Here is a 16,283-nt window from a genome sequence, read left to right on the forward strand (position 1 = left end):
CGCTTACGCCGCCCCGTCGGCCTTGTCGTCTTCCACCTTGACGTCCTCCGCCCCGGCGTCCTCTGCCGGAACCGCTTCCCCCTCGGCCGGCGTCTGGAAATACGCCTCGACCGGTCCGGTCAGCTTGATGGTCAGCGGCTGGCCCTTGCGGTCGACCTTCTTGCCCAGCCCGACGCGGATCCAGCCTTCGGAGATCGAATATTCCTCGACATCGGTGCGCTCGGCGCCCTTGAAGCGGATGCCGATGCCGCGCTCGAGCACGGGCTGGTTGAAATGCGGGCTGCGCGGATTGATCGAGAGGCGATCGGGGGGCGTATCAGTCATGGGCGCGGCCCATGCCGCAAAACGCCCCGCGCGCCAAGTGCAAAGGGCGGAAGGACCTGCCCCCCGCCCCCGCCATCAGTTACAGACCCGGACACGAACCATCTGGTCGTAATAGGGGTCGTAGCGCCGTTCGACCCAGCACCGCTGATAGTCGTTGTAGCGTTGGGCATAATAACCGTCGTTCGGATAGAATCCGCGCTGCTGATAGAACCGATCGTCGTAATTATAGGCATAGCCGCGATCGCGATAATAACGGTCGCGATAGCGCCGGTCGTTCGCGCCCGATGCCAGCGCCGCGCCGATCGCCAGGCCGGCGATTCCCGCAACGACGGCCGTACCGCCATTGCCGCGATTGCGGTTCCAGCCCCGGTTCCAACCGCGATCATGGCCGCGATCATAGCCGCGATCCCATCCCCGGTCGTATCCGCGACGCCACTGCGCCTCGGCCGGAGCAGCAGCGGCGGTCAGCGCGGTCGCCGCCAGCGACAGCCCCAGGCCCGCCTTGGTCAGCAAGGTCTTCATGCCAATCTCCTCAAGTGCGTGGGGGCCGTGCCGCCCCTGTCCACGTCGACACACCTGCGCCGAGGATCGATACATGGCAGGCAGCGACTGAACGCACGCGGAATGCTATATTCACCCGCGGTTTATCATGGGGGTTCGACATGGCGTACTGGCTGCTGAAATCCGAACCCGACAGCTATGGCTGGGACGATCTGGTCAAGGACGGCGGCACCGAATGGGACGGCGTGCGCAACCATGCCGCCGCCAGGCACCTGCGCGCAATGGCGGTCGACGACCGCGCGCTCTTCTACCATTCGGGCAAGGACAAGGCGGCGGTCGGCATCGCCCGCATCGCGCGTGCGGCGCAACCCGATGGCGACGAAGGCTGGGTGTCGGTGCGGGTCGAACCCGACCAGCCCCTGCCCCGCCCGGTGACGCTGGCAAAGATGAAAGCCACCGAGGACCTGAAAGACATGGCGATGCTGCGCCAGTCGCGCCTGTCGGTGTCGCCGGTAACGGATGCGGAATGGGACGTAGTGATGGGATTGGCAGGGGAATAGGCCCGCTCACCCCCTGCCCGTCCGTTCGGTTCGAGCAGTTTCGAGCGAAGTCGAGAAACGTCCGTCGAGAACGGGTTGCCCCAAACGCCGAGTTCTCGACGGTCGCTTCTCGACAGGCTCGAGGCTGCTCGAACCGAACGGGATGGTTGGGGAGAAACCATCCCTGACCGTTCGTGCTGAGTAGCGGCTACTCGGGACGAACGGATGGGGCTGATCCGCAGCGGATCGTTACGCCCCCTCCACCCGCGCCAACCGTGGCGACAACACATGCACCAACGCCAGCGCCACGAAATACGCCGACCCGGCGACGAAGAACAACGGCGCATAACTCCCGATCCCGTCGAGCACATAGCCGGCATATTTCGCCATCAACATGCCGCCGACCGCGCCGACCGTCCCGCCGATCCCGACCACCGATCCGACCGCCGCCCGCGGAAACAGGTCCGACGGCAGCGTGTAGAGGTTGGCCGAAAACGCCTGATGCGCCGCCGTCGCAATGCCGATGACCAGCACCGCCACCCACAGATTGTCGATCGACTGTGCGAACAGCACCGGCAGCACCGCGAACGCGCACACCAGCATCGTCACCTTGCGCGCATAGTTGACGGTCCGCCCGCGCGCGATCAGCCGCGACGACAGCCACCCGCCGGCCACGCTGCCCAGGTCGGACAACAGATAGATCGCGACCAGCGGCGGCCCGAAACTCAGCAGGTCGAGGTCGTAGCGATCGCCCAGATAGCCCGGCAGCCAGAACAGGAAGAACCACCAGATCGGATCGATACAGAATTTGCCGAGCGCATAGGCCCAGGTCTCGCGCTTCGCGATCAGCCGCCGCCACGGCAGCGGCTGCACCGGATCGGCCGGGTCCTGTTCGATCCACGCCAGCTCGCCCGACGACACCGTCCGATGCTCGCGCGGCGATCGATAGAAGGCCAGCCACGCGACCAGCCAGACGAGGCTGACGACGCCCGTCACGACGAACGCCATGCGCCAGCCATAGGCGACGGTCAGCGCCGGCACCGCCAGCGGGGTGATGATCGCGCCGACATTCGCGCCGGCGTTGAACACCCCGATCGCAAAGGCGCGCTCCTTGGCCGGAAACCATTCGGTCACCGCCTTGATCCCCGCCGGGAAATTCCCCGCCTCGCCGATGCCCAGCCCGAACCGCGCCATCGCGAACTGCGTCACGCTATACGCCCCGCCATGGGCGATATGCGCGATCTGCCAGACGACGAAGGCGACGGCATAGCCCATGCGCGCGCCGATCACGTCGACGATCCGCCCGAACCCGATATAGCCGATGGCATAGGCCATCTGGAAAAAGAAGATGACGTTGGCGAAGTCGGTCTCGGTCCAGCCGAGATCCTCGGACAGCGTCGGCTTCAGCACGCCGATCATCTGCCGGTCGACATAGTTGATGACCGTCGCCATGAACAACAGCGCGACGATCCCCCAGCGATACCGCCCCGCGCGGCTCACCGCGCGCTCGATGCCGTCACCTTCCATGCCTCGCCTCCACATTCTCGGTGGCCGATTTTCGGCCTTGCTGTTCCGCCCTCTGGAGAGGGTCTCGTTCCATTCGTTCAACCGCCGGCGACCGGCGTTTGCGTTTCCACTTCGTTGCCGTACCCCCGCGAAGGCGGGGGTCCAGGGCAACGCGCGTGCCGATCATCGCCGACCGCTACGCCCCCATTCGTTCCCCGGCAAAGGCCGGGATTGGGTTGAGAACGTCGGCAACTCTCTGACCTTCTGCGCCTTTCCCTCTCCCCACGGGAGAGGGAGGGAGCGGCGCAGCCGAGGAAGGGTGAGGGCGACCAAAGCCAGAACCGATCGACATTCAGTATCTCCCCTCCCTGATAAGGGAGGGGTCGGGGGTGGGTTGGCCCGTTGCCGGATGTGACCTTCCCTCGCTGGCCGACCCACCCCCAGCCCCTCCCTTGTCAGGGAGGGGAGAAGTTCGCCGACCCGACAGCTGAAACTCGATCCGGACCAGCCGAGTTCACCCCCAGATCCCGATCGTTCTCGACCAGAACGCCCCAAAACCACCAACCCTCACCCCACCACCCGAACCCCGGCCGCCACGATACCACACGCCACCCGCATCTCCCCGAAATCCGCCTCGAACCGCTGCCCCGGCGCAATCCCGTGCACGCCGGTCACCGCGCCCGACGACACCCACTGTCCCGGCTCCAGCGTCAACCCGCGCACCGCCAGACAATCGATCAGGAACGCCACCGCTCCGATCGGCCCGTCGAGCATCGTCCGCGCCGTCGCCCGGCCGACGACCGCGCCGTCGATCCGCGATTCCACCGGCCAGTCGAGGAACGACAGGTCGCGCCAGCCCGGGACTTCCCGACCGATCGACAGCCCGAAATTATTGCCATAATCGCTGATCGTCACCAACGGCCCATCGGCATTGATCCCCGGATAGGGCGAGCTGGCGATCTCGATCCCGACATGCACCGCGTCGACCAGTTCCAGCGCCTGTTCGGGCGTCAGCCGGCGTAGCCCCGCCGAGCTTCGCCCGATCCGCACGCAGAATTCCGCCTCCGCCGCGGCAAAGCCATCGGCGATCACCGGCAATGCCTCGGTCTCGGTGCCCACCACCTGTTCGGCGAAAATCGGTCCGGCCAGCCGGTTGCTCCCCAGCGTCGCGTCGAGCGGCGGGTTGATCCGTCCGACCTTCCACCCGACGATCTGCCGGCCATCGATCGCGATCGCGCGGTCCTGAATGGCATAGGCATCGGTCAGGGTCGTCGGCCGCTCGCCCGGATAGGTCGGCAGGCCCCGTGCCTGCTGCCGCGCGCCGACGAAAGCGTGCGCGATCCGATCGCGATTATCCATGCGACTTGCCTCTCCTGTTGTTGCCAAAACCGTAATGGAAACCGGTGTCAGTCACAAGCGCGAAGAATCGTCCGGGCGGGACATTGGCGGATGCCCCGGCCCCCGCTATCGCTGCGCCATGAAGAAAAGCGGCCAACCGACGATCAACGACGTCGCCCGACTAGCCGGTGTCTCGAAAAAGACGGTCAGCCGCGTCATCAACCAGTCGCCGCTGCTGAACAACGATACGCGCGAAAAGGTACAGGCCGTCATCGCCGAACTGGGGTACATCCCCAATCCGCAGGCGCGGGCCCTTGCGCTGCGCCGCAACTTCCTGATCGCGCTGATCCACGACAATCCCAATGCGCAAATGGTGCTGCGCGTGCAGCAGGGGTTGCTGGAGGTGCTGCGCGACACCGAATTCGAACTGCTGGTCCACCCGGTCGATCGCGGCGCGCCCGACATGCGCGACGAAATCCGCCGCTTCCTCGAACGGCAGCGCCCGTACGGAGTGATGCTGCTGCCGCCCATTTCCGAAAACGATGCGCTGGCCGAACTCTGTACGCAGATCGGCTGTCGCTATGTCCGCATGGGCTCGGCCGCGTTCGACGATCCCGCGCATATGGTGTCGTCGAACGATCGCGAGGCGGTGCGCGGTGCGATCGAACATCTGCTTGCCGCCGGCCATCGCCGCATCTGCATGATCGCCGGCCCGCACGGCTTCCGCTCGGCGTTCGAACGGCAGCAGGGCTATGAAGAGGCGATGGAGGCCGCCGGTCTCGGCGTGCAGCGGACCTGGATCGCGCAGGGCAATTACCAGTTCGAATCGGGGATGCGCGCCGCCGAACGGTTGCTCGACCTGTCGCCGCGCCCGACCGCGATCTTTTCCTCCAACGACGAAATGGCGGCGGGCGCGCTGCATATCGCCCGCCAGCGCGGACTGGACGTGCCCGAGGATCTGTCGATCGTCGGCTTCGACGACACCTCGATCGCCTCGCACCTGTGGCCGCCGCTGACCACCGTCCGCTGGCCGATCGCGACCATGGCCCGCGCCGCCGCCCTGAAACTGATCGGCGAGGACGACGAGGACGGCACCGACCCCGCCGAACCCGCCGAACCGACGATGTTCGTCTCGACGCTAATCCGCCGCGCCTCGGTCGGCAAGCCGCAGGCATGACTTGCGGCAACGGATGACACCGATTACCCTGCGCCTGAACGCGATCCCCGCTCGTGCTGCATAGGGGCTGAGCGACGTCGAAGACCCGTATCGAAGCACCGCCACAACGGACCCGGGCTTCGGACGCAAGGGAGAGGAACATGCCCCCATCGATCGCCCGGCGCGACGTGATCGCCGGTGCCGCCGCCCTCGCGCTCGTTCGCCCGGCCCGCGCTGCCGCAGCCGATCCGGTCGTCACCGCCCCCGCCGGCCGCTGGCGCGGCACGGCCGAAGCTGGCGTCCACGTCTTTCGCGGCATCCGCTACGGCACCGACGCCAGCCGCCAGCGATTCCAGCCGGTTACCGCCCCCGCTCCCCTGCGCCACATACAGGCGGCAACGGCATTCGGCCCCTCGTGTCCGCAACGTGCCAACATCGGCGACCAGCAGGAGGACTGCCTGTTCCTCAACGTCTGGACGCCCGACGCCCGCGCCGGTGCGAACCGGCCGGTCATGGTCTATCTCCACGGCGGTGCCTATTCGAACGGTACCGTCGTCGAACCGCAGGTCTACGGCCATCATCTGGCGGCATCGGGCGACGTCGTGGTGGTGACGGTCAACCACCGGCTGAATGCGCTCGGCTATCTCTATCTCGCCCGGCTCGACCCGCGCTTTCCCGACAGCGGCAATGTCGGACAACGCGATCAATTGCTCGCACTCCAATGGATACGTGGCAACATCGCCAACTTCGGCGGCGACCCGAACCGCGTCATGCTGTTCGGCCAGTCGGGCGGCGGCGCGAAGATCGCGACCCTCTTGGCGATGCCCGATGCCCGCGGCCTGTTCCACGCCGCCGCGACCATGAGCGGGCAACAGGTCACCGCCTCCGGCCCCCTCAACGCCACCCGCCGCGCCGAAGCGTTCCTGACCCGCCTGAAAGCTACACCCGCACAAGTCGCAACCCTTCCCGTGGCCCGCCTGATCGACGCGCTGGATGCCGAAGACCCGATCCTTGGCGGCGGCGTGTATATGGGGCCGGTGCTCGACATGCGGTCGCTGCACCGCCATCCCTTCTGGCCCGACGCGCACCCGCAAGGTCGCGCGATTCCGTTGATTCTGGGCAATACCCGCGAGGAAACCCGCGCCTTCATCGCGCCGCCGCCCGACCTGAACTGGGCCAATCTGGCGGCGCGCATCGCCCCGCAGCTGCGCGTCGACGCCCCACCCGAATGGGTCGTCGCGCGGTATCGCGCGCGATTCCCGGCGATGACGCCGGACGACGTCCTGTACCGCGCGACCACCGCCGGGCGCAGCTGGCCGGGACAGGTGATCGAAGCGGAGGCCCTCGCCGCCGCCGGCGCCCCCGCCTGGGTGTATCAGCTCGATTACAGCTCGCCCGTCCGGCCCGGCGGTCGCGCGGCGCACACCGACGACATTCCGCTGGCCTTCGGCACGCTCGACGCGCCCGGATCGATGAGCGGCACCGGCCCCGCCGCCCGCGCGCTGTCCCGGCGGATGCAGGCCGCCTTCGTATCGCTGGCCCGGCGCGGCAATCCGGGCGAAGACTGGCCGCACTACACCCTGCCCCGCCGCCAGACGATGCTGTTCGATACCGTCAGCCGCGTCGTCGACGATCCCCGCGGCTGGGAACGCGAACTCTTCGCCCGCTTCCCCTATATCCAGCCGGGGACCTAACGCACCGGCCGGGCCAGCGGATAGGCGACGACCAGCGCCAGCGGCTTGGCCCCACGTTGCGTGATGCCCACCAGGGCCCCGCTGTACAGATACACCGTCGTCCCCGCCGCGACCCGCCGGGTGACGCCGTCGCTGGTTACATCCCCTTCGCCGGTCACGACCTGATACACCTCGTCATGGTCGATCCGGTGCGGCCCGATCGCAGCGCCCTTGTCGAGCGTCCGGCGGCGAAACTCCATCGTCCGCCCCGGCACCCGGTCGGTGATCCGCCACGCCGTGCCGGTGCCGATCGCGCCATGCGGCGGTGCCTCACGCACGCGCGTCGATGCCTCGTCGATCACGACCATCGCCGGTGCCCTGCCCCGCCCGGTCGCCCAGTCCAGCGCGCCGCCGACATGCGCCAGCAGCCGTGGATCGGCCCAGTTTTCCTTGCGGTGGCCCAGCCCGGTATAGAAGACACGCCCCTGTCCGACACGATGTGCCCATGCCAGCGGCTTGGGGTTCACGTCGCTCGCGCCGATCGACTGCGGATCGAAGGTCAGCAGCGAATCGAGATCGGTCGACAGGTCGCGAAAGCCGTACCATTCGTCGGGAATCCGGAACCGGTCGGGCAGCGTGTCGATCGCCGGATGGCGCTGGGCCGCCCGCGTCACCTCCGCCTCCGGCACGCCCGGTGGATGCTGGGCGAAGCGGCCGCCGATCATCTTTGCATACCACGGCCAGTTATAGTGCGAATCCGCCGCGGCATGGATCGCGACCACCCCGCCGCCGCCCTCGACATAGCGTTGCAGCGCATCGCGACGCGGCCCGATGAACCATTCGCTCTCGGCGCGCTTGGGATCGGTGGTGGTCGACACCAGCACGATCGCGGCATAGTCGATTGGCTTGTCGAACACCGCCGGATCGTCACTCGCCACCGGTTCCAGTCCGCGCTCGCGCGCCAGCCGGTCGAGTGCGGCGACGGCAGTCGGGATCGAATCGTGCACGAACCCGGTCGCGCGGTGGAACAGCAACACGCGCGGCGCGGCGACGGCGGGCATGGCGCACAGCAGCGCCACCACCGCGACGACGACCCGCCGGATCATTGCCGCATCGCCCGATCGCGCGCCGATAGCGATTCCTGGATCGGCCCCTTCTGTCCCGGATAGCGTCCCGATTTCGGCTCCATCGTGATAAGATCCCATGCCGCTTCGACAAAAGGTGCCGTGGTCGGCACCGGATGCGGATATTCACTTACTTCGCGTTCGTCGTCGATCACCTTTCCGCGCCCTTCGGCCACGAAAAACAGCACGCGGATATCGTCGGCATCGCGGTCCCATGGCCGCGCGCCGGCATTGGCGAGCACATGCGTTTCGACATCCTGCGCGGGCAGTACGGGCAGCCCCGCCGGCCACACCGGCGGTGCCTTCGCCTCGATCAGCTTCGCGCGGGTCACGCCATAGCGCCCGAACATCGGCAGCGGATTGCCGTGCCGGTCGACCGCGACATTGTCGCGCCCATGATAGCGCAGGTCGCCATCGCCACCGAGCATCAGGAACGGCAACCCTTCGTCGGTCGACGGCCCCCCGCGCATGACGTTGCCGACCGCTGACAACTTGCCCTCCTGATAGGCATGACCCGCCCATTCGAGCGCCATCAGGTTGTAATGCACCGCGCGCTTGGCGGGATCGTAGATCAGGTTGTTGACCACCGCCGCCTGTACCCCGCCCTTCAGCAGCGGGCTGCGCTCGACATTATGGGCATAGACGTTGCGCCAGATCAGGATGCCCGTCGCGTTGTCGTGGATCAGCGACCCCTTGCTATGCTCGCCCTTGGGATGGCTGGCATCGGCCAGCCCCTCGGCGAGCAGATTATAGCTGAAGGTGATGTCGTGGCTGGTGCCGCGACGCCAGTCGTCGGGGGTCGCCCCATCGAAGCGCGGGCCCGAGGCGGACAGGTTTTCGTCGAGCGCCCACGTCATCGTGCAGTGATCGACGATGACATTGTGCGCCGACACGGTGTTCATCGCATCGACCTCCCACCCCGATCGCTTGGGTTGTCCGTCCAGCCCCGGCCGCACGCGCAGGTGGCGGACGATCACGTCATGCGCGCGAATGTCGATGCCCCCCCGGATCAGCGTGATCCCGGGCGACGGCGCGGTTTGCCCGGCGATGGTCAGATATGGTTCGGTGATGGTCAGCGTCGTGCGGCCGAGATCGATCACCCCGCCGACCTCGAACACGACGATCCGCGGCCCTTTCGCGTCCAGCGCCGCCTTCAGCGATCCCGGCCCATCCGCCGCCAGCGTCGTCACCCGGACGATGCGTCCGCCGCGTCCGCCGGGCGTTGCCGCCGCCCAACCCTGCGCGCCCGGAAAGGCCGTCATGGCGGCGGATGCCTGGGCGGTCTGCGCCGATGCCGGCAGCGTGGCCGTCGCGATCGACAGCAGGCCGGCAAGGGCCAAGCAGGTCAGTCGGTTCATAATTTTCCTCTCCGCGCGCTTCTTGACAGCTTCGTCGTGTCGGCACAATGTCGCGTTGACACCGGTTTCTCAAGCCGAAAACGGCAAAACCGGATTTCCGGGACCCGACAGGCGTCCCGGAAAGGGTTCGACGGTCCGGCGGAACGATTTTTCCGCTTTGCCGACCAGAGGATGGCAGCGGGCGTGAAACGATTGCGCCCGGTGTCATCGCGATAGGGAGAGGGTTCGCAATGCAATTTCGTCACCGCCGCCAGATCGTCCGCGCACTGCTGGCCGCCACCTCGCTGGTCTCGCTGACCGGCACCGGTCATGCGCAGGATGCCGCCCCGACCGGAACCGATCCGGCACCGGCCGCCGCCGAGGACGCGGAAACCGAGATCGTCGTCACCGGTTTTCGCGCATCGCTGAACGCCGCGCTGAACGTAAAGCGCCAGTCAATCGGCGCGGTCGACGCGATCGTCGCCGAAGACATCGGCAAATTCCCCGATCAGAACCTCGCCGAATCGCTGCAGCGCATTCCCGGCATTGCGATCCAGCGCGATGGTGGCGAGGGCCGCGCGATCACCGTCCGCGGTCTCGGTGCGCAATTCACCCGCGTCCGGGTCAACGGGCTGGAGACGGTCACGACGTCGAGCGACGGTGCCTCGGCCAACCGCGACCGGTCGTTCGATTTCAACGTGTTCGCTTCCGAACTGTTCAGCTCGATCGTCGTCCACAAGACGGCGTCGGCCGATCTGGACGAAGGGTCGCTGGGCGCGGTCGTCGACCTGAACACCGGCAACCCGCTGGCGGGCAAGACCGGGCTGACCGTCGCCGCTTCGGCGGTCGCCAATTACAACGATTTGTCGAAGACGGTCGGCCCGCGCTTTGCCGGGCTGGTCGGCTGGAAATCACCCGACGGGACGCTCGGCGCATCGATCTCCGCCGCATATCAGGACACGCGGACCAAGGAGATCGGCAATAATACCGTTCGCTGGGCACAGGCGCGGTTCGATTCGGTCGACGGCACGCCGTGCTGGACCGCCCCCAATCGCGGCGGGACGTATATCGCCGGGGCCGCCTGCGACCGTGCCGCGCTCGCCTTCCACCCGCGTATTCCGCGCTATGGCGAGGTCGAGCATAGCCGCGAACGCCTCGGCCTGACCGGCAGTGTGCAATGGTCGCCGACCGACGCGACCAAGGTGTCGATCGACGGCCTGTATTCGCGCTTCCGCGCCGACCGTCGCGAGAAATGGGGCGAGGTGCTGCTGCGGTCGAACGAGCGGCAGACCGACATCCTCAATCCGACCTATGACGATGCCGGCAACATGGTGTCGGCGACACTGAACGACGCATGGGTTCGCACCGAGCATTATTTCCGCCAGTCGCAGACCGAATTCTACCAGATCGGTGGCACCTGGGATCAGGACCTGAGCGACAAGTTCCGTTTCACCCTGCTCGGCGGCTATTCGAAGTCCGACGCCAGCGTGCCGGTCGAAACGACGTTGGTGTTCGACGATCGCGATGCGCAGGGCTATCGCTACGATTATTCGAACCGGGATTCTCCTCTGCTCGCCTTCGGCACCAGCGTGACTGATCCGGCCAATTTCCAGCTCGCCGAAATCCGCGACCGGCCATCGGATGTGGTAAACCAGTTCAAGACCGCGCAGCTGCGCACCGAATGGGACGTGGCGGAGGGGTTTCAGGTCCGTGCTGGCGGCATGTGGCGGCGCTACGACTATGACATCACCGCCTTCACCCGCGACACGGCGGTGTGCGGCAATGGCGGGCGCGATCTGGTGCTGGGCACGATCACCTGCTCTGCCAGCACCGCCTTCGGCCCGACCGCGGTCTATGGGTTCCAGGCAACCGATGCCCTGTCGGACCTGTTCACGCTGAAGGGATCGAACGCGCCGTCGGGCACGTCGCTGCAATGGCTGATCCCCAATTTCGACGCGGTGACCGACTTTACCGGCCTGTATAACCGCCCGCTCGCGCTCGACGTCGGCAATAATCGCGGCGTGGTCGAGGAGACGAAGGGCGGCTATCTGCAGTTCGATGCCAAGGGCACGGTATTCGGCCTCGAATATGCCGCCAATGCCGGCATCCGCTATGTCCGGACCGACCAGTCGTCCTATGGCATCAACAGCGGCGTCAACGTAACGGTGAAGCGCGATTACGAGGACTGGCTGCCCTCGATGAACGTCGCACTGTATCCGACCAGTGACATCATCGTCCGCGGCGCGATCGCCAAGGTCATCACCCGCCCGTCGCTCGGCAACCTGACGCCGGGCGGATCGGCCGACGGGTTCAATTTCCGGGTTACGACGGGCAACCCGTTCCTCGATCCGTTCCGCGCGACCAATTACGATCTGGCCGCCGAATGGTATTTCGCACCGCAATCGGCCTTTTCGGTCGCGGTGTTCCGCAAGGATGTGGCGAGCTTCCCGGTTGCGGTCGCGCGCAGCGGCACCTTCACCGAAACCGGACTGTCGCCATCGGTGCTGGTGTCGTCGTCGCCTGCCGCGCTGAACCCCGCGCTCCAGTCGCAGGATATCTGGACGATCTCGACCACCGGCAACGGCACGGGCGCGTCGCTCGACGGGATCGAGATCGCGTTGCAGGCCCCGTTCCGGTTCCTGCCGGGCGTGCTGCGCAATTTCGGCGGGATCGTCAACGCGACCTTCGTCCGGTCCGACGCCGATTATACGCAGCAGGGTCCGGCGACCGTGCCCGGCGGCGCGCTGCCGACGATCACCCGGACCGAGACGCTGTACAATGTGTCGAAGCGTCAGTTCAACGCGACGCTTTATTACGAAGACGCGAAGTTTAGCGCGCGCACCTCGGTCGCGTATCGCGGTCCCTATGTCGATGGCGGATCGGGAACGGGCAATATCTTCGAAGGCTATGACTCGATCGCGAACGTCGACGCGTCGATCCGGTACAAGCTGACCGACTTCCTCGAACTGTCGATCGAGGGCACGAACCTGACCGACGCCTATCGCCGCCGGATCGTCGATGTCGATGCGCGCCGCAATTACGAGAACAATCATTTTGGGCGCACGCTGCTGGTCGGCGCGCGGGTGAAGATGTGAGCGGTTTCTCGCGCCGGGGGGTGATGGCGGGGGCGGCGCTGGGCGGCGCAATCGCCGCGCTGCCCACCGCGGGTGCGGCGGCCCCCGCCCCCGCCCCGCCCTATCGGCGCGGGTATGACAACCAGCGTATCGCCGATCTGGGCGACGGGCGCTTCCTCAACCCGTTGATGGCGGGCGATCATCCCGATCCGACGATCCTGAAGGATGGTCGCGATTATTACATGACCTTCTCGACCTTCGATTCCTATCCCGGTCTGGTCATCTGGCATTCGCGCGATCTGGTGAACTGGACCCCGCGCACCGCCGCGCTGACGACGAATATCGGTGCGGTGTGGGCGCCCGAACTGACCCGGCACAAGGGTCGCTATTACCTGTACGTGCCCACCAAGAACCCGACGACCAGCTGGGTGATCTGGGCCGATCATATCGACGGGCCGTGGTCGGAACCGATCGACCTGAAGCTCCCCGATCATATCGATCCGGGCCATGCGGTCGGCGAGGACGGGTCGCGCTGGCTGTTTCTGTCGGGTGGCGACCGCATCCGCCTGTCCGACGATGGCCTGCGCACCGTCGGCAAGGTCGAGCATGTCTATGATCCATGGCGCTATCCCGACACATGGGATGTCGAGGGGTTCAGCCCCGAAGGGCCGAAGGTCATGCGCCATGGCAACTATTTCTACCTCGTCACTGCGGTGGGCGGCACGGCCGGGCCGCCGACCGGGCATATGGTCATCGCGGCGCGATCGAAATCGATCCATGGCCCGTGGGAGCATCATCCGGGCAACCCGATCGTCCGCACCACTTCGCTCGCCGAAAAATGGTGGTCGCGCGGCCATGCGACGCTGGTCGAGGGGCCGGACGGCAGCTGGTGGTCGGTCTATCACGGCTATGAGAACGGCTATTGGACGCTGGGGCGACAGGCATTGCTCGACCCGGTCGAATGGACGCCCGATGGCTGGTTCCGCATGACCGGCGGCGACCTGTCGCAGCCGATCGCCAAGCCCAAGGGTGGACAAGCCGTGCGCCATGGACAGGCGCTGTCGGACGATTTCGCGACGCTGGCGCTCGGCACCAAATGGAATTTCTTCCGCCCCACGCCCGATGATCGCGGGCGGGTGCGGGTGCAGGACGGCGCGCTGCTGCTGGATGCGAAGGGTAAGGCACCGTCGGACGGCGCGCCGCTGCTGCTGATCGCGGGCGATACCGGCTATCGCTTCGAATGCGATATCGAGATCGCGCCCGGCGGCACGGCCGGCCTGATCCTGTTCTACGACGACAAGCTGTATTGTGGGTTGGGGTTCGACGAACAGCGTTTCGTCACCCACCAATATGGCATCGAGCGCGGGCGGCCGGCCAATCCGCACGGCCGCCGGATGCGGATGCGCGTCACCAACGACCGGCACATCGTCGCCTATCACACCAGCGGCGACGATGGCCGGACGTGGCAACGCTTCGACCGCGGCATGGAGGTGTCGGGCTATCACCACAATGTCCGCGGCGGGTTCCTGATGCTGCGCCCCGGTCTTTATTCGGCGGGACAGGGCACCGCCCGCTTCCGCGACTTCCGCTTCACCGCGCTATAGCTTGACGCACCCGGCAGGCGCGGGGCACAGGCCGCGCGTCAGCTTCGGGGGTAGCGGGATCATGCGGATCGCGATCATCGACACCAGCACCACACGCGCCGCGATCATTTCGGACGGCCTGCGCGAGGCGGGGCTGGACGATATCGTCATCATCGACGGCACCCGCCGGCTGGTCGCCGATGTCGAGGCGGCGGCGGCCGAGGTCATCCTCATCAACCTCGAAAACCCAAGTCGTGACGAGTTGGAGGAATTCTTCGCGGTGTCGCGCGCGATATCGCGTCCGATCGCGATGTTCGTCGACCAGAGCGATGCTGAATCGACTGCCGCCGCCGTCGATGCCGGCGTATCGGCCTATATCGTCGACGGCCTCGCCAAACAGCGGATCAAGCCGGTCCTCGACCTCGCCATCCGCCGGTTTCAGGCGTTCGCGCGGCTACAGGCCGAACTGGTCGAGGCGAAGAGCGCGCTGGCCGACCGGACGACGATCGACAAGGCGAAGGCGATCCTGATGAAACGGCGCGGGATCGACGAACCCGCCGCCTACGCGCTGCTGCGCGCACAGGCGATGCGGTCGAACCGGCGGATCGCCGAGATTGCAGACGCGATCCTGACCAGCGACGCATTGATGGGAGGGCTGTGATGGCGCACGACAAGATCCGCATCGGTTTCCTGCCGCTGGTCGATGCCGCGCTGCCCATCCTCGCCCGCGAACAGGGATTTGCCGAAGCCGAGGGCTTGGAGATCGAACTGGTCCGCGACACGACGTGGGCGACGGTGCGCGACCGGCTGCTCTATGGCCATACCGATGCCGCGCACATGGTCGCGCCGCTCGCCATCGCCACCGCACTGGGACGCGGGCGGCCGGCGGTGCCGCTGGCGGTGCCGTTCGTGCTGGGGCTGAACGGCAATGCGATCACGCTGGCGCTGCCGCTGGCGCAACAGGTGCTGGATGGTGACGGTCTGGGCGATCCGGTGACGCTCGGCGCGCGACTGAAGGTCGTGGCGGCGGCGCGCATGGCGGCGGGGCGGCGGCTGCGCTTCGGCGTGGTGCATCGCTATTCGAGCCATAACTACATGCTGCGCTACTGGCTGGCGGCGGTCGGTATCCGGCCCGACATGGATGTCGAGATCGTTACCATCGGCCCCACCTTTGCCGCCGATGCGCTGGCGGTGGGCGAGGTCGACGGCATCTGCGTCGGCGAACCGTGGAACAGCGTCGCGGTCGATCGCGGCGTGGGGCGGATCGCGCTGGTCACCGCCCAGATCTGGCGGCGCGGCGTGGAAAAGGTGCTGGCGCTGCGCGAGGAAACGGTCGGCGAGCACGGCGAGGTGGTGCAGCGGCTGATCCGCGCGCTCCACGCTGCCGCCGCGCACTTCATCGATCCGGCGACGCGCGACGCCAGCGCGGCGATCCTCGCCCGTCCCGACTATCTCGACGCGCCGGTCGATCCGATCGCGCGCGCCATCGGCGACCGGGTGCGGGTGGTGGCGGGTGCCGAGCCGCTTCACGTCCCCGACTTCATGTTCCAGTATCGCGAGGCGGCCAATTTCCCGTGGCGAAGTCAGGCGGCGTGGCTGTATTCGCAGATGGTGCGGTGGGACGGCACGCCGGTCGCGGCGGACGAAGCCCGGATCGCGCAAAACACGTTCCGCCCCGATCTGTACCGGGCGGCACTGGCCGGGTCGGGTGCCCCCCTGCCCGGTGCCAGTTCGAAGCTGGAAGGCGCGATCGGCGGGACCGTCGCGGCCGGTTCGACCCAGGGTCGGCTGATGCTCGGCAGCGATCCGTTCTTCGATGGGCGGTCGTTCGATCCCGACGATATCGCGGGGTATTTGCGAGCGCTGCCATGACGATATCGGGCGTCGGCGCGCGGAAGTTGGCGAAGGTTACACGTATCGGGTTTTGCCGGCACGCGTAAAGTGCGACGACCCGAGTACATACTCCGTTCGTCGCAAATTATGCTGCACTGCGAAATGCCTTGCATGATCGTAGCGAATCGGTCATCTTCGCAGGGTCCGGCAATGGCGTCGGGCACGATATAAGCGCGAACCGGTTCCAACGGCGGGACCGATAGCGTCGGGCGATCGATGATCGCCACACGGCAAC

13 protein-coding genes are annotated in these 16,283 nt (G+C 66.8%); 7 read left to right on the forward strand and 6 right to left on the reverse strand.

All coding sequences use genetic code 11. The features are described from left to right. Positions 1–3 precede the first annotated feature (3 nt). The gene (locus ASE70_RS15375; protein ID WP_056506593.1) at positions 4–324 is read right to left on the reverse strand and encodes a DUF3297 family protein; all 321 of its coding nucleotides are present in this window, start codon (positions 322–324) and stop codon (positions 4–6) included. Between the two features lie 75 nt (positions 325–399). After that, positions 400–846, reverse strand: a complete 447-nt coding sequence (locus tag ASE70_RS15380; protein WP_056394898.1) for a hypothetical protein — start codon at positions 844–846, stop codon at positions 400–402. Positions 847–986: 140 nt separating this feature from the next. Here ASE70_RS15380 and ASE70_RS15385 point away from each other — a divergent pair, with 140 nt between their 5' ends. Beyond that, complete coding sequence (locus tag ASE70_RS15385; RefSeq protein WP_056394895.1) at positions 987–1,385, forward strand: EVE domain-containing protein; 399 nt, start codon at positions 987–989, stop codon at positions 1,383–1,385. A gap of 228 nt (positions 1,386–1,613) precedes the next feature. On the opposite strand, the gene ASE70_RS15390 is transcribed toward ASE70_RS15385, so the two are convergent. After that, positions 1,614–2,891: an MFS transporter gene (locus tag ASE70_RS15390; RefSeq protein WP_056506596.1), complete on the reverse strand. Its 1,278-nt coding sequence runs from the start codon at positions 2,889–2,891 to the stop codon at positions 1,614–1,616. A gap of 546 nt (positions 2,892–3,437) precedes the next feature. Beyond that, positions 3,438–4,229, reverse strand: a complete 792-nt coding sequence (locus ASE70_RS15395) for a 2-keto-4-pentenoate hydratase (RefSeq protein WP_056506601.1) — start codon at positions 4,227–4,229, stop codon at positions 3,438–3,440. A 118-nt stretch (positions 4,230–4,347) separates the two neighbouring features. On the opposite strand from ASE70_RS15395, the gene ASE70_RS15400 reads away from it, so the two are divergent. Both ASE70_RS15400 and ASE70_RS15405 read left to right on the forward strand, forming a co-directional pair. Continuing rightward, entirely contained in the window at positions 4,348–5,385 is a 1,038-nt protein-coding gene (locus ASE70_RS15400; RefSeq protein WP_056506604.1) for a LacI family DNA-binding transcriptional regulator, read from the forward strand. Positions 5,386–5,525: 140 nt separating this feature from the next. Then, positions 5,526–7,058 (forward strand): carboxylesterase/lipase family protein, encoded by a 1,533-nt coding sequence (locus ASE70_RS15405; RefSeq protein WP_056506609.1) that lies wholly within the window; start codon positions 5,526–5,528, stop codon positions 7,056–7,058. Here ASE70_RS15405 and ASE70_RS21025 read toward each other — a convergent pair. Both ASE70_RS21025 and ASE70_RS15415 read right to left on the reverse strand, forming a co-directional pair. Continuing rightward, positions 7,055–8,143 (reverse strand): ThuA domain-containing protein, encoded by a 1,089-nt coding sequence (locus ASE70_RS21025; protein ID WP_056506613.1) that lies wholly within the window; start codon positions 8,141–8,143, stop codon positions 7,055–7,057. The genes ASE70_RS15405 and ASE70_RS21025 overlap by 4 nt on opposite strands. Next, positions 8,140–9,519, reverse strand: a complete 1,380-nt coding sequence (locus ASE70_RS15415) for a pectate lyase family protein (RefSeq protein WP_056506616.1) — start codon at positions 9,517–9,519, stop codon at positions 8,140–8,142. Before ASE70_RS15415 ends, ASE70_RS21025 begins: the two co-directional genes overlap by 4 nt. 230 nt (positions 9,520–9,749) lie before the next feature. Between ASE70_RS15415 and ASE70_RS15420 the strand changes: the two genes are divergently transcribed. The 4 genes from ASE70_RS15420 (at position 9,750) to ASE70_RS15435 (ending at position 16,027) form a co-directional block, all read left to right on the forward strand. Next, a complete protein-coding gene (locus tag ASE70_RS15420) occupies positions 9,750–12,593 on the forward strand; it encodes a TonB-dependent receptor (RefSeq protein ID WP_082451060.1) in 2,844 nt (947 codons plus the stop codon). 23 nt (positions 12,594–12,616) lie between these two features. Then, positions 12,617–14,176 (forward strand): family 43 glycosylhydrolase, encoded by a 1,560-nt coding sequence (locus tag ASE70_RS15425; RefSeq protein WP_056506619.1) that lies wholly within the window; start codon positions 12,617–12,619, stop codon positions 14,174–14,176. Positions 14,177–14,237: 61 nt separating this feature from the next. Then, the gene (locus tag ASE70_RS15430; RefSeq protein ID WP_056506622.1) at positions 14,238–14,816 is read left to right on the forward strand and encodes an ANTAR domain-containing response regulator; all 579 of its coding nucleotides are present in this window, start codon (positions 14,238–14,240) and stop codon (positions 14,814–14,816) included. Continuing rightward, on the forward strand, positions 14,816–16,027 hold the full coding sequence (locus ASE70_RS15435; protein ID WP_056506627.1) for a CmpA/NrtA family ABC transporter substrate-binding protein: 1,212 nt from the start codon (positions 14,816–14,818) through the stop codon (positions 16,025–16,027). Before ASE70_RS15430 ends, ASE70_RS15435 begins: the two co-directional genes overlap by 1 nt. The last annotated feature ends 256 nt before the right edge of the window (positions 16,028–16,283 follow it).

Source organism: Sphingomonas sp. Leaf22, assembly GCF_001421715.1.
In the GTDB taxonomy this organism is placed as follows: domain Bacteria; phylum Pseudomonadota; class Alphaproteobacteria; order Sphingomonadales; family Sphingomonadaceae; genus Sphingomonas.